This is a genomic window from Limisalsivibrio acetivorans, from assembly GCF_000421105.1.
GTDB classification, from domain to species: Bacteria; Chrysiogenota; Deferribacteres; order Deferribacterales; family Geovibrionaceae; genus Limisalsivibrio; species Limisalsivibrio acetivorans.
This window is the reverse complement of sequence record NZ_ATWF01000001.1, coordinates 62,155-76,660: the sequence shown is the minus strand read 5'-3', so window position 1 is coordinate 76,660 and position 14,506 is coordinate 62,155. Positions and strand designations below refer to the sequence as shown.

Here is a 14,506-nt window from a genome sequence, read left to right as displayed (position 1 = left end):
CTGCAAAAATATTATCCCATAATCAAAGCCTTTCAAAGCTTTTCTTGAAATTATTCCTATGACAACCTGTGCTCACATACGTCTCCCCCCACTTGACACCCATCTCTTTTATATATAATCTATTTCAGCATGAAATATTCAGGTGAGAGATAAGCTATGAACACAGAGAAATCGATCCTTAAAAAGGTTTACACAGCAAAAACCAAAGAAGAACTGATGGAGGCCTATAACGAATGGGCCAGAGAGTATGACGGTGATCTGGAGGAGTTCGGCTATCAGGCTCCTGTTGAGAGCGTTAACACCTTTCTTAAGTATGTTGATTCCGATGCAAAGGTTATCGATGTTGGCTGCGGAACTGGCCTTGTGGGGAGCCTGCTATGTAAAAACGGCTTCTGCGGCATCCATGGCCTTGATTACTCAAAGGATATGCTGGAAGTAGCTGGTGAAAAGGATATATACGACAACCTCTTCCATGCTGATCTCACCATGCCCCTTGATTTGAAGGAAAAGGCCTACGATGCGTTGATATGCGTGGGCACATTCACTTACGGCCATGTGGAAAGCGACGCCTTCGAAAGGATACTCAGTCTCGTTAAGCCCGGTGGGCATATCGTCTTTACTGTTAGAGAAGGAGCGTATGACGATCTCAACTATCGGGAGAAGATGGTGGAGATGGAGGCAAAGAAACTCTGGGAGCTTAAGGAGATGACCGATGCGGTGTATTTTTCCGGCGAAAACGTCAGCTGCAAGCTTTGCACGTACGAGGTGCTGTAAGGGTATGCTGAGGGGAGATTTCCCCTAAATATCTCTTATTAGTCATATAGATAAAGATGAGTTTTTGAGGGGTGCGGGGAACTTTGTTCCCTAAAAAGTTCCCAGCGATCTTAGTTTTACTAATCTATGGAATTTACCATCCATGGAAATTCCATTGCCGCTACACTTGGCAAGGCCTTCGCTCCGCTTACTTCCGGCTTCGTGAATTGAATACAATTCAATTCAGCTACGCCTTCAGAGCCAACATCCATGTTGGCTTTATTCGCTTCAACCTTGATAATTATCTTAAAATGGGTTTTTAAGGGGATCCTAAGGGGAGATTTTTCCCTAAAAAGTTCCCAGCGATCTTTTTCTTTCATACTTATATTCGAAATTAGTCACTAATTTATTTGTTTTGCGCTTATGCGCCACATACTTTTTAGAAAAGTATGCAAAACTATTCCCTCAGGGTTTTACATCCGCCATTGTCACTCATTTATATTCATAAATTCGTAAGAGATGGCGGTTCCAAAAGAGCTTATTCGGCTGTAAAACATTCGGGAAAGATTAAGAGCTTTTATGGCCAAATAAGTTACTGGCTTTTAGTCTACTTATTGACGGAATTCCATTTCATGTATCACGTTGTTTTCTCTCAAGTGTAAACGTTATAGCTACCGATTAAACCCATGGAATGTGCCATATTAATACGCTATAGAAACTACACACTATTAAATCAAAACTATTGTATTGGCATTTTACCATCTTTAGATTAAGCTCTCTGCTATGGAATTCCTGATAATCTTCGAGCAGTCGATTCTGCCCATATTCTTTCTTATTGGCCTGGCATTCATCTATCAGAAGAAGTATCAGCCCAACATCAAAGCGATCAGCGATCTAACCCTGACCATCCTCGCACCCATAATGGTTTTCGATAACCTGTACAGGCAGTCGGTGCAAGTGGATGTGCTCATTAAGCCCTTTATGTTCATGGCTCTTCTCATGGCTGCCCTGATAGGTCTGTCATACCTGACGGCACTCCTGCTGAGATTGAATACAAACGAACGTATATCCCTCATACTTGGCACATCCATGATAAACTCCGGCAACTTCGGGATTCCGCTCATTATCTTTACCTACGGTGAGGGAACGCTCCCCTATTCTGTTATATACTTCGTAACATTCGTTTTCCCGATACTCACCCTGGGCATACTCATAAGCAGCAACCAGCACAGCATCAAGGAATCGGTGAAGGATATGCTGAAAATGCCTCTGTTCCATGCCTTTATTGCGGCGATGGTGTTTACTACACTGAAGATCCCGCTCCCCTCCTTTGCCGAGAAGAGCTTCGGGCTTCTGGGGCAGGCAGCCATACCGATGATGCTTTTCATACTGGGCCTGCAACTCGCAAACATAAACCTCAAGAAGGTAAACCTTAAGGTTCTTAGTTCGGCAACCATTATTAGGCTTATTCTCTCCCCGCTCATAGCTGCCCCTATCCTCATTTTTGTTGGGATAACAGAACTGGAAGGCAAAACCGCTCTGCTTCAAACATCCTCCCCGACAGCTATCCTAACCCTTATGCTGGCGATCAAGTTCAACCGTTCACCTGATATCCTTGCAGGCATCATCTTTGCGACCACAGCGCTTTCAGGAATAACCCTCACACTGGTTATCCAGATTTCGGATATTTTTCTGTAGTCCTGTTTGATAGAAAACAGCAAACCTGTGTGTTATAAATACTAATACTGTATAAATACACTTCAGGTTGTGCCATGTTTAAATCGATCCCTATCCGAATCAGTATAATCATGAACTTCATTGCTGTGGCAGTAATAGGCGTACTGCTCGTTATGACAGTTCAGTATTACTACAGCAACAAGATGGCCATATCCGCCACAGAGGACCATTTCGCCACCATATCTGAGGACATAAAACAGGGAATTATGGGTTTTGATGAAAGAACATCCGCCGTTGTGAACTATCTTGAGGTTCATCCTGACATTGCTGTTCCGCCGGATACCGAAAGGAAACACCCCCTGACAGCTTCTTTTACCCGGATGCTTGAAAACATGCCCGACCTTTACGCCCTGTATACCGGACATAGTGACGGAAGCTTCTTTGAGATCGTAAACCTTGAGATTGGAAATAACATCCGCTCAACCTTTCTGGCACCGGAAAATGCCCGGTGGTGTATAATCATGATCCCGGGTGGTACAGGGCTTAAGTATACTTATTTCCTTGATGATGCTAAGAAACTGATTCGCTCAAGGATAGAAGAGACTGAGTACAACCCCGTAAACCGTCCATGGTACCGCTCTGCCATAGAAAGCGACAAAACCATACGCACAGAACCATACGTATTCAGCAATCTGAAAAAAGCAGGCGTTACATATGCAAAGCATATATCCGGCAAGGATGTGGTACTAGCCGCAGATGTTTCACTGCATTCTCTTTCTTCCATTCTGGAATCGGAGAAGGTTTATGAGCAAACAGGCATCTTCCTTCTGGACAGCTCCAACGAGTTCATTGCCGCAGCAGGCGGTTCAGATATAAACCTTTTTAATGAATACAGCGAAGATCTCCTCAGCGAAGGCAGAGGGGTGCTGAAGGCTGATGTTAACGGAGTTGAGTATCTCGTCGAAACAACTCCCGTGACCGATGGTTTCTGGGAGTCTGCAAAGATTGTTATCGCTGTGCCTTACAGTGTGATGGCCGGTCCTTACATACGCATAATAACGATATCGTTTATGGTGACCCTGCTCCTCTCAGTAATCATCATACCGCTGATAATGTTCAGCAGTTATATCATAGTCCGTCCCCTTCGTGAGCTCATGGGGGAGAACGAGCTGGTAAGTAAGCGGGAGTTTTCCAAAGTCAAGGGTATAAAAACGATTATCAAAGAATATCAGGAGCTTTCCACATCTCTGGTACATATGTCCGGCGATATCGAAGCCTATCAGAAGGCCCAGCAGGAGCTTTTCGATTCCTTCATCAAGCTTATCGCAGAAGCTGTGGACAATAAGTCCAAATACACAGGCGGACACTGCCGCAGAGTACCCGTGCTTACTGAGATGCTGGCAAAAGCCGCATCGGATTCGAAACAGGGAGCTCTCAAGGACTTCACTCTCAAAAGCGAGGATGACTGGCGCGAACTCTACATTGGCGCATGGCTTCACGACTGCGGGAAATTAGTTATCCCCGATCATATTATGGATAAATCAGTAAAGCTAGAAACGATTTACAACCGCATCCATGAGATACGCACACGCTTTGAGGTTCTCCTTAGGGACAAAGAGATTGAGGCGTGCGAAAGGATCATTAACGGCGAAGAAAGGGATGAGGTAAACAAATGGCTTGATGGTGAAAAGGATAAGCTGAAAAAGGACTTTGAGTTCACTGCCTTCCTGAACAACGGGGATCATTTCGTTACCGATGATGATCTTGAAAGGCTGAGGCAGATCGCAGAAAGAACTTGGAAACCATACTTCGACAGAACAGCAGGGCTCTCCTTCGAGGAGGATAAACAACTCAAAGAATCGGGAGACCTCCCCCAAGAGGAAAACGTTCTCATGGATGCCCCCTTCCACGTCTCTGCCCGATCCGATGATGATACAAAGGATTTCGAAGCCCTCGGCTTCAAGGTGGATGTTCCTCAAAACCTTTATAACAAAGGGGAACTGTACAACCTTAGCACCCAAAGAGGTACACTCACCGAAGAGGAGCGCTACAAGATAAACGAGCATATGATCATGAGCATCCGGATGCTTGAGGAACTCCCATTCCCGCAGAATCTTTCAAATGTTCCTGAATACGCCGGAGCGCATCATGAGACGATGGACGGAACAGGTTACCCCCGCAGGCTCACAAGGGATGAGATGAGCGTCCCAGCCAGAATAATGGCTGTTGCGGATATCTTCGAAGCGCTAACAGCGGCGGATAGACCATACAAAGCCCCAAAGAAACTTTCAGAATCAGTAAAGATCCTCAGCTTCATGGCAAAGGAAGACAAGATCGATTCGGAAATATTTGAACTCTTTCTAACCTCCGGTATCTACAGGGAATATGCAGAAAAAACCCTAAAACCTGAACAGATAGACGAAGTGGATGTTCAGCAGTATATCAGTGGAGGAGAGAGCTAGATGAAAGGTCTTATTATCGCTGTTTTATCCCTTATCCCTTTGAGTGTATTTGCTTCAAACGCCCCTGCAATCAATGGATGCACCATCGAAAAGCTGGTAACCGGAGAGGAGGCGGAACGGCAGATCATCAAGCTGCATCGCAGGGATATCGACCTGAAAAGTGCGTATGTTGCCCATTACGAATGCGGCGAAGCCAAGGCCATACTCTGGACATCCTTCGCCGAGGATAAAAAAACATCCCGAAAGCTCCATGAAGTTATGGACGGTAAGATGGACCAGAGCCGCATGTTCACCAACCGCAGGGAGGTGAGCATCGCAGGGAAAGAAACCGTTTATGTCTTCGGTATGGGCATGGATAACTACTACTTCGTTCATAAGGACGGTAACTACTGGATCACAACGGATAAAGGGGAAGGCTCTGATATTACTTCCAGACTAATAAAAGAACTCAGAGATTAAAGCTTGCCCTCAAAGGTTAGCTTTTCGAGGGGAGCCGGCTGGGAAAGATAAAAGCCCTGGGCATTGTCTATCCCAACCCTGCGAATGGTTTCGAGAATCTCTCTATTTGCAACGAACTCAGCAACGGTTTTCAGGTTCAGCTTCTGGGCAATCGAGCTGATACCTTCAACAATATGAAATCCTTCGGGGGATTCTAGGATATTCTTGATAAGGGAGCCGTCTATCTTTATGTAGTTGATGAGTTCGTTTCTCGCCATCTCCGATACGATATTGAAATTAGAGTATCCTGTTCCGAAGTCGTCTATGGCAAACTTAACGCCGTATTTCATATGGAGCGCGCGAACTATATTCACATTTCGAAACAGCGCCTGCTCCGTTATCTCGAATACTGCTTCCACTTCCTTTTCACGTGCAAGCCTGTTAAACCACTCGAACGTCTTGAGATAATCATCGGACTGCAGAGATTTAGGGTTCATGTTGATAAAAACTCGATTAACATGCTCACCCAGCACTTCAAGGTCTTCAGCCACACGATGCAGTATCTTTCTATCCAGCTCCGTGATCCTGTCCGTCGCTATCAGGTAGTCGATAAATATCCCCGCATTCATGCAGGTTTTGTCATCGCAAACCCTGGCCAGCACCTCAACATGCTCGACCTCCCCCGTTTTGGAGGAGAATATCGTATGGTAGAAAGGGAATATCTTGTCAGCATCGAAGGACTGTATAATGTAGTGGTTGTTCCTTTTCTTCTCCTCAATACGGGCTACCTGCTCCTCAATATCAGAGCGTTCGTAGAGCATCTTCCATTCATTATCATCCTTGCATTTGTTGAGAAGCTGTTTCGTAAGGTAGGCAAGATTCCCCTTATAATCAGAGTCACTGTCGCTAAGGGGAAGAAATACACATATAAATCTGAGGTTTATCTCAAGCAGTTCCTTGGTCACAGACATCCCGTCTATTAGCCCAGCAAAACGTTCAAAGCTGTCCTGAGCCTCTGTCCTTGGAGCGAATACGGCGATATAAAATAAACCTTCGGATGTTCTTATGTATGTGGCATTTTCGTTATAGATCCCGTAGATCTTATCCACAACGCTCTCCACCTCGTTCAGAACAAAATCCCCGTTTTCCTGCCCCCAAACATCGTTGATAACAGCCATATTACGTACATTCAGACATATCAGGGATATATCCTCTCCTTCACTCAGCTTATCCTCCACCAGGCTCAAAAGGATATTCTTCTTGTTCTGCTCAAAGAGGAGTATACGTTCATAGAAGAAGCTGAGCAGACTGTTACACTGCTCAAGAAGGTCGCAGTAAAGAAGGTACGTCTTATTGTAGTCCTGATTATCATAGAAGTAGAATAGACTGTTTGCTGTACTGTGAAGACCTGTATGCATTTCATGGAACCTGCGCTCGTCATCCGTACGGTTAAAGATCATACGGAAGTAAGGTTTACTGAAGTGTCCGCTGAGTATGCAGGCGTTATGGCTTAGCTCAGGGCCCTTCTCGAGGTCTCCTGAGAGTATCCTGTTGTTAACATCCATCATCCAGGAAATCGTTGAGGTAACAATGTTTGTGGTGGAGTAAACGGTGAAAAGGCTTATGTTGTAAAAGTCTGCATTCTGAACCTGCTCAAAGAGGTAAGCTTTGCTTATCTCTGATTTTATCGCACCGAAGTTATCAAGGTTATAGCTGCACATCATGCCGTTCGGGTTTTCTATGGAATATGCGAGGTTATCCTCTATATGCTCAAGAAACTCAATGACATGCAGGAGGGGTATATCAAGATGATAGTGCCTTGCGCCGATATTGAATGCCTGCTCTCGCAGACTCTCATCGAATTCACTGCTCAGCGCCCTGTCCAGAAACATATAGACCTTCTCGGTGACTATGCTGATATTCTCACCGTTAAGAAATGCGCTGAAATATTTATTCCCGTTAAGCTGAGCGGTAAATTCTTCACTGATCAGACGAAGGCAGTTGTCCATTAAGATTCCTCCTCAGTATCAGAAGAATATAATACTTTTTTATATTTGTAAATGTATCATTGGTGTCATTTTGCGTTAAGGAAAAAAGGCGGCACACACAAAGTGTATACCGCCCCTATGAGGATGTGCATAAAGAACGGCTTCAATCAGCCGGTGATCATCCTGTTGAATTCTGTTATGAGCTCATCAATTTCAGGAGCTATCTCAAGAACACTGTTCCAGTAGTTATCGTGGTCGTACCACTGGGCGTTCAGCTCATCGATACTCCTCTCCTGCTGTTCCACCCATGTGAAATACTTGAGGTTATGGATAGCCTTCTTGTCGTAGTAGGTGAGTTCCTTGAAGTTGTCATAGCTCAATGAGTTAAGGAGCTCGTAATCCCTTTCGGCATTCCCTTCGGTGTAGCGCCCCTTCTCCTCTTCGAGCTCCTGCAGGCGTGAGCCGTAAAGCTCGAGGGAATCCGTGGCAACGGTTACAACATAGTCCTTCTCGGTGAGCTCGTTGTACTTGGCGTATTTGATCGCTCCAAGCATATTCCCGATACCGGATATTCCGAGAAGCTCCAGTGTATCGATAACATCGGAGGAAACACCCTCCTTTGCCAGAAGGTTCTTTCCCTTCTCCTCATTGAATAGGCGGAGGATCCGAACAGCCTTCTCGTCATCAACGGCAACAACGAAATCGGTATCTTTGCAGTCATGGACCCAGGGAACATGCTTGTCGCCGATCCCCTCTATGCGGTGATCACCGAAGCCGTTATTGAGAAGCGTGGGGCACTCAAGGGCCTCTCCCACCGCTAGCTTCGATTTGGGAAACTTCTTCTTAAGGTAATAGCCAGCACCAAGTGTTCCTGCAGAGCCTGAGGAGGATACGAATCCGGAGTAGTTCTCACCCTCGCCGACGTAATGGTTGATAAGCTCCTCAATGGCGTGCCCTGTCACGTTGTAGTGCCACATCGGGTTGCCCATCTCCTCAAACTGGTTGAAGATGCGCAGATCCTCGCCGGAGCGGCGGAGCTCCCAGCACTTATCGAAGATCTCCTTAACGTTGGACTCGCACCCGTGGGTTGCTATAACCTCTCCCGCAACGGTTTTGAGCCATTCGAAACGCTCCCTGGACATCTCCTCGGGGAGTATGGCGATTGCACTGTTGGCAAGCAGTGCAGATATGTATGCACCGCCTCGGCAGTAGTTACCTGTGGAGGGCCATACGGCCTTTGTCTTTGCGGGGTCGAAGCTTCCGGTAACAAGAGCCGGGGCGAGGCATCCGTATGTTGCGCCAACCTTATGGGCACCGGTGGGAAACCATTTTCCGGTTAGTGCTATGATGTTTGCTCTGCACCCTGTGAGTTCAGGGGGGAGAACGATGTGGTTCACTCCATTATAAAGCCCCCCCTTCTCCTTCTGCTCGTTTTTCCATGTAATTCTATAAAGGTTCAGGGGGTTTACCTCCCAAAGTCCGACGGACTTAAGCCCCTCCTTAACCTCCGAGGGAACCTTCTCTGGATTCCTCATCATCTCAAAGGTGGGCAGGGTTATCCCCTTCTCTTTCAGGTAGGAGGCGTTTCTCTCACGCCCCTGCTTATCAATATCAAAGCTCATTCAGTTCTCCTTACAATATATCATTCAACGACTTTATTGATTCCTTGGGAGCCTCAACACCCTTAAGGGCAGAGGCTATATCCTTGAGCCCGTTTCCGGTGGAGATAACGGCGATACGTGCATCCTTCTCCAGTTCGGGTATAGTTTTCAGAAAACCGGCATATGCCGCCGCACCTGCGGGCTCGGCAAAGATCCCCGCACGGGAGGCCATAGTATGCTGGGCGTTGAGTATCTCAGCATCGCTCACACGGATAAACCTTCCGTCGTAATCGCTCATCAGCTTAACGGCATGATACCCGTTTCTCGGGATGTCCACACTGATGGAATCCGCCACAGTGGAAGCTGGGAGGTTATCGAACATCCCTTTTTCCGAGGCCCTTGTTAGGGCGTCGCTGTTCTCCGCCTGAACTGCGCATACGCAGGGCATCAAATCTATGAGTCCCGCCTGCATAAGGTCCTTGAACCCTTTAATAACGCCCGCAACAATACATCCATCCCCTGCGGAGACGAAGACGCAGTCCGGTCTTCCCATCTGCTTGAATAACTCGAGGGATACGGTCTTCTTCCCTTCGATAGTCATGGGGTTATACCCTGTATTTCGGTTCATTCCCCCCTTTATCTTCGAGTATTCAAGGGAGAAGTCATAGGCCATGTCGTAGTTACCCTTCACCTTATGAACCGTTGCACCATACTGGAGAGCCTGCACGATCTTCGCCTCGGGGGCGGTCTCGGGGAGGAAGAGAGTAACCTTCTGTCCTGCGGCAGCGCCCACACCAGCCATGGAGGAACCCGCATTGCCTGTGGAGGCAAGGGCGATCTCGTTTATGCCGTGGCTGGCCGCAAAGGCGGAAACGAGGAATGATGCTCTATCTTTGAAGGAGAATGTTGGGTTAAGCCCATCGTCCTTTATAAACAGGTTGCTGAATCCCGTCTCCTTTCTCAGGTTTGCAGGCTGCCAGAGGGGTGTGTTGCCAACGGGTATGGAGGGAAAGAACTCCTTTGAAACGGGGAGGAGATCGAAAACATCAAAATCCACATCAGCCTTCCACGCCGCTTCAACCTCAAGGATCCCCCTTACCGGCTCATCGGCACCCTGCCCCTGGGCACAGGAGGGGCACACCATAAGATCAGGCCTTATGTCGTATCTGGAACCGCACTCGGTGCATATGTATCTGATATCCATTATAAAGTAACTCCGAATTATAGAATTTAATGCTGTGCGCCGTTATCACGGCTCTCCTTAAGCTCTCTAATGTAGCTGTATATGGTGTACTTCGAGAGCTTGAGGTGTTCCGCAACCATGACCACAGAACCCTTTATATCAAATATACCCCGTTCGTAAAGGGTATGTACGATATGCTTGTTCTTTTCATGGTTTGCTATGGAGGTTTTTGTCCCTATCTCCATGTATATATCGTTCACAGCGTTATGTATAAGATCCTCAACGCTGTTCACAAAGAACTCCTCCTGCTTCGCTTCGCCGGCTCCTTCGGATCGGAAAACGTTAAACTCCTTTATGAAATCGGCAAGGGGCATGGAGAGGCTGAAGTTTATGCATATGAGCCCGATGGCCTTGCCCCTGTTGGTTATTATAGTTGTGATGGAGCGCATAGGCTCGCCTAGGGAGTTGTTTGTTATGTAGTTATCAGTGTGCTGGCGGCCGGTCCTCTTATAGTCCAGAATAACCTGAAGGCCTTTGTCCGTGATGGGATGCCCCTCCTGACGTCCGGTCAGATGACCGTTAACTATCTTTGTTATGGAGCACTCGATGTTCTCAAGACTGTGGAGAACCACCTCACAGTGGCTTCCGAAGAAGGCGGCAATACCCTCCAGTACATCCTCATAGGATCTTATAATGTTCTTGTCTTCTTCGGTAAACTGGCTTACGATCTCGCTTAGTGTAGTTTTTTCGCTCATGTTCTCCACCTCTGCTGTGACAAGGTTTTTAAGTTATACAATTTATTGTATAAAATCAACAGCTATCTTATTATACAAAATTTCGTGTATAATTTACAACAATATTACAGTATTTTAACCGATACAACATTACCACCTCCCTCATCATACCCATTTACACCAATGCTTTATACCGACCATCAACAATAGCAAACCCTACACAATTTTGTTGACACCATAAAATAAATTGTATAACTTAGCTTATACGGAGATAAAATTATGAGCATAAACGATCTTAAGTATGTTCTAAACGAAGTTCAGGGCAATTCCAGCTACCCCCTCTTCTCCAGGGAAGAGGCAGAGAAGGCTGTGAGCTTTCACAAGAGTATCCCCGGATACAAGCCTACCCCCCTCGCCCACCTGGGCAAACTGGCAGAATACTGGGGTTTAAAGGATTTCTACGTAAAGGACGAATCCTACCGCTTCGGCCTAAACGCCTTCAAGGTGCTAGGAGGAAGCTACGCCGTAGCGAAACTCCTTTGTGAACGTCTCGACGTGGATATCGCAGATGTTGATTTCGATTATCTCACAAGTCCCGAGGTGCACGAAAAGCTTGGCGACATAACATTCATCACAGCCACCGACGGCAACCACGGCAGAGGAATCGCATGGGCTGCGGAAAAGCTCAAGCAAAATGCGGTGATCTACATGCCCAAGGGTGCCGCAGCTGCAAGGGTAAAGAGCATTGAGGCCCATGGAGCAACATGCCATGTTACGGATCTGAACTACGACGATGCTGTCCGGCTCGCCTGCGAAGAGGCGGAGAAGAACGGCTGGTATATGGTTCAGGATACCGCATGGGAGGGGTATGTTGACATCCCCACATGGATCATGCAGGGTTATATGACCATGCCCTATGAGGCTGTGGAACAGCTCGGCGATGTAAAGCCCACCCACGTTTTCCTGCAGGCTGGCGTGGGGGCTATGGCCGGAGCCGTGCTCGCATTTATGAGCGAGGTTTACGGCGATGAGGCACCCATAACCGCAGTGGTAGAGCCCCACAGTGCGGCATGCCTCTATGAATCCGCAAAGGCTGGTGACGGAAAGCCCCACACCGTAGGCGGGGATCTGGATACCATCATGGCGGGTCTTGCCTGCGGAGAGCCGAACCCCATCGGCTGGGATATACTCAAAAAGTCCGCCAGAGCTTTCATAAGCTGTGAGGATTATCTGGCGGGGAACGGGATGCGCATACTCTCATGCCCCATCCTCGGTGACGACCGGATCATAGCCGGCGAATCCGGCCCGGTGGGCATAGGCGTACTTGATCTTATAATGAACGATCCTAACTTTACGACTATCAAAGAAGAGCTGGGTCTTGGCAGCGACTCTGTCATACTCATGTTCAACACCGAAGGAAACACCGACCCCGTTAATTTTAAAGAGATAGTCTGGTACGGAAAATATTTAAAGCGACAATAATATACATTACGGAGGAAGTTACATGCAGGATTTTGCAAAGATACTGGAAATGGCGGAAAAGTATAAGGACGATATGACGAAATTTCTTCGTGACATGGTCCGCATTCCCAGTGAGAGCTGTGATGAGGAGAAGGTTGTTCTCCGCATTAAGGAAGAGATGGAGAAGGTCGGCTTCGACAAGGTTGAAATCGACCCCATGGGCAACATACACGGAACCATCGGCCACGGAAAAAGGCTCATCGCCTACGATGCGCATATCGATACAGTGGGCATAGGTAACAGAGACAACTGGGAGTATGACCCCTACGAAGGCTACGAGGATGACGAGATCATCGTGGGCAGGGGAACCAGCGACCAGGAAGGTGGCATGGCCTCCATGGTTTATGCGGGCAAGATAATCAAAGACCTCGGCCTTGAGGACGACTACACGCTCGTTATGGTCGGCTCCGTTCAGGAGGAGGACTGCGACGGTCTCTGCTGGCAGTACATCATCAAAGAGATGGACCTCAAGCCCGAATTCGTTATCTCCACAGAGCCCACGGACGGCGGAATATACAGAGGCCAGAGGGGACGTATGGAGATCAAGGTCTCCGTGGACGGTGTAAGCTCACACGGCTCTGCACCCGAAAGGGGCGACAACGCAATCTTCAAGATGGCCCCCATCCTTCAGGAGCTTGAGGAGCTTCATAAAAACCTCATCACCGATGACTTCCTCGGCAAAGGCTCCCTCACAGTATCCGAGATATTCTCCACTTCACCCTCAAGATGCGCAGTTTCCGACGGATGCAGCATATCCGTAGACCGCCGTCTCACAAAGGGTGAGGATAAGGAATACGCAATGAACCAGATCGCCGAGCTCCCCTCCGCAAAGAAGGCGGGCGCAAAGGTAGAGATGTACGTTTACGATGAGCCCTCATATACAGGCCTCGTATACCCCACAGACTGCTACTTCCCCTCATGGGTCGTAGAGGAGGATGACGAATCCGTTCAGGCAGTGGCAGACACATACAAAAAGCTCTTCGACAAGGATCCCAGAATCGACAAATGGACATTCTCCACCAATGGAGTCTCCATCACAGGCCTTTTCGGCATCCCCACAGTGGGATTCGGACCCGGAGCAGAGGCTCAGGCCCACGCCCCCAATGAAAAAACATGGAAAGAGGATCTTGTAAGGTGCGCCGCCCTCTATGCGGCTCTCCCGAAGGTTTACCTCAGCCGAACGTAAGGTGGGCGCATGAAGAAGGATATAGTACTCGTTGCCATAGGGGGTAACTCCCTCATTAAGGATGAGGCGCATAAATCTGTGGAAGATCAGTACAATGCCCTTGTGGAAACCTGCACCCATCTGGCGGATATCGTGGAGGCGGGCTACCGCCTCGTTATCTGCCATGGAAACGGTCCCCAGGTTGGCTTCATCCTCAGACGTTCCGCCATAGCCTTCAAAACCGAGGGGCTCCATGAGGTTCCCCTCTCCATATGTGTTGCAGATACCCAGGGCTCCATCGGCTTCCAGCTCCAGATGGCCCTCGGAAACGAGCTGAGGAAGAGAAACCTCCCCCAACAGACCATGACCCTCGTAACAAGGGCTCTGGTGGACAAAGAGGATGAGAAGTTCAAGAACCCCAGCAAGCCCATCGGCTCATTCTTTAACGAGGAGCAGGTGAAGAAGCTGCAGAGCGAATATCCGGACTGGCAGTTCGTAGAGGACTCCGGCAGGGGGTTCCGCAGGGTTGTTGCATCCCCCCAACCTACGGAGGTTGTGGAGATAGATGCTGTTAGCGATCTCATCGAGAAGGGCTATGTCGTTGTTGCCGGAGGGGGCGGAGGCATCCCCGTCATTTACAAAGACGGCGCCTACGAAGCCATTGACGCAGTTGTGGATAAGGATCTCCTCTCCGCGCTGATGGCGGAGAAGATAGAGGCGAAACGCTTCATAATCTCCACAGGTGTAAGCCACGTATATATAAACTTCGGCAAGGAAAACGAGGAAAAGCTTGAGAAGATAAGCGTTGATAAGATAAAAGAGTATATAAAAGAGGGGCACTTCGGTGCAGGGAGCATGCTCCCCAAGATCGAAGCGGCTGTCAAATTTATCGAAAACGGCGGAGAGGAGGTTATCATAACCGAACCCTCCCTTCTCAAGGATGCTATAGAACACAAAACAGGAACAATAATAACACGATAAAGA

General features: G+C 48.0%; 12 protein-coding genes. 7 read left to right on the top strand and 5 right to left on the bottom strand.

Translation table 11 applies throughout. The features are described 5' to 3' along the window. Positions 1-156 precede the first annotated feature (156 nt). Positions 157-774 (top strand): class I SAM-dependent DNA methyltransferase, encoded by a 618-nt coding sequence (locus K300_RS0100330; protein ID WP_022849664.1) that lies wholly within the window; start codon positions 157-159, stop codon positions 772-774. A 119-nt stretch (positions 775-893) separates the two neighbouring features. On the opposite strand, the gene K300_RS0100325 is transcribed toward K300_RS0100330, so the two are convergent. Further along, positions 894-1,133: a hypothetical protein gene (locus K300_RS0100325; protein WP_022849663.1), complete on the bottom strand. Its 240-nt coding sequence runs from the start codon at positions 1,131-1,133 to the stop codon at positions 894-896. 403 nt (positions 1,134-1,536) lie between these two features. On the opposite strand from K300_RS0100325, the gene K300_RS0100320 reads away from it, so the two are divergent. From K300_RS0100320 to K300_RS0100310, 3 genes are all read left to right on the top strand, one after another. Continuing rightward, entirely contained in the window at positions 1,537-2,451 is a 915-nt protein-coding gene (locus K300_RS0100320; protein WP_022849662.1) for an AEC family transporter, read from the top strand. A gap of 74 nt (positions 2,452-2,525) precedes the next feature. Further along, positions 2,526-4,892 carry an HD domain-containing phosphohydrolase gene (locus K300_RS0100315; RefSeq protein ID WP_026836212.1) on the top strand — a complete coding sequence of 789 codons (2,367 nt, stop codon included), beginning with the start codon at positions 2,526-2,528 and terminating at the stop codon, positions 4,890-4,892. After that, positions 4,893-5,351, top strand: coding sequence for a hypothetical protein (locus K300_RS0100310; protein WP_022849660.1), 459 nt, complete (start codon positions 4,893-4,895; stop codon positions 5,349-5,351). On the opposite strand, the gene K300_RS0100305 is transcribed toward K300_RS0100310, so the two are convergent. The 4 genes from K300_RS0100305 to K300_RS0100290 all read right to left on the bottom strand — a co-directional run bounded on the left by K300_RS0100305 (position 5,348) and on the right by K300_RS0100290 (position 10,857). Beyond that, entirely contained in the window at positions 5,348-7,339 is a 1,992-nt protein-coding gene (locus tag K300_RS0100305) for an EAL domain-containing protein (protein WP_022849659.1), read from the bottom strand. The two genes, K300_RS0100310 and K300_RS0100305, sit on opposite strands and share 4 nt — an antisense overlap. 146 nt (positions 7,340-7,485) lie before the next feature. Beyond that, positions 7,486-8,940, bottom strand: a complete 1,455-nt coding sequence (locus K300_RS0100300; protein WP_022849658.1) for a pyridoxal-phosphate dependent enzyme — start codon at positions 8,938-8,940, stop codon at positions 7,486-7,488. A 10-nt stretch (positions 8,941-8,950) separates the two neighbouring features. Next, positions 8,951-10,123: a threonine synthase gene (locus tag K300_RS0100295; RefSeq protein WP_022849657.1), complete on the bottom strand. Its 1,173-nt coding sequence runs from the start codon at positions 10,121-10,123 to the stop codon at positions 8,951-8,953. 26 nt (positions 10,124-10,149) lie between these two features. Beyond that, complete coding sequence (locus K300_RS0100290) at positions 10,150-10,857, bottom strand: helix-turn-helix transcriptional regulator (RefSeq protein WP_022849656.1); 708 nt, start codon at positions 10,855-10,857, stop codon at positions 10,150-10,152. A gap of 258 nt (positions 10,858-11,115) precedes the next feature. Here K300_RS0100290 and dpaL point away from each other — a divergent pair, with 258 nt between their 5' ends. From dpaL to K300_RS0100275, 3 genes are read left to right on the top strand one after another with little or no spacing between them, the layout of a single operon-like run. Then, positions 11,116-12,318, top strand: a complete 1,203-nt coding sequence (dpaL, locus tag K300_RS0100285) for a diaminopropionate ammonia-lyase (protein ID WP_022849655.1) — start codon at positions 11,116-11,118, stop codon at positions 12,316-12,318. A gap of 22 nt (positions 12,319-12,340) precedes the next feature. Further along, entirely contained in the window at positions 12,341-13,543 is a 1,203-nt protein-coding gene (locus K300_RS0100280; RefSeq protein WP_022849654.1) for a YgeY family selenium metabolism-linked hydrolase, read from the top strand. Positions 13,544-13,552: 9 nt separating this feature from the next. After that, on the top strand, positions 13,553-14,503 hold the full coding sequence (locus tag K300_RS0100275) for a carbamate kinase (RefSeq protein WP_022849653.1): 951 nt from the start codon (positions 13,553-13,555) through the stop codon (positions 14,501-14,503). Positions 14,504-14,506 lie beyond the last annotated feature (3 nt).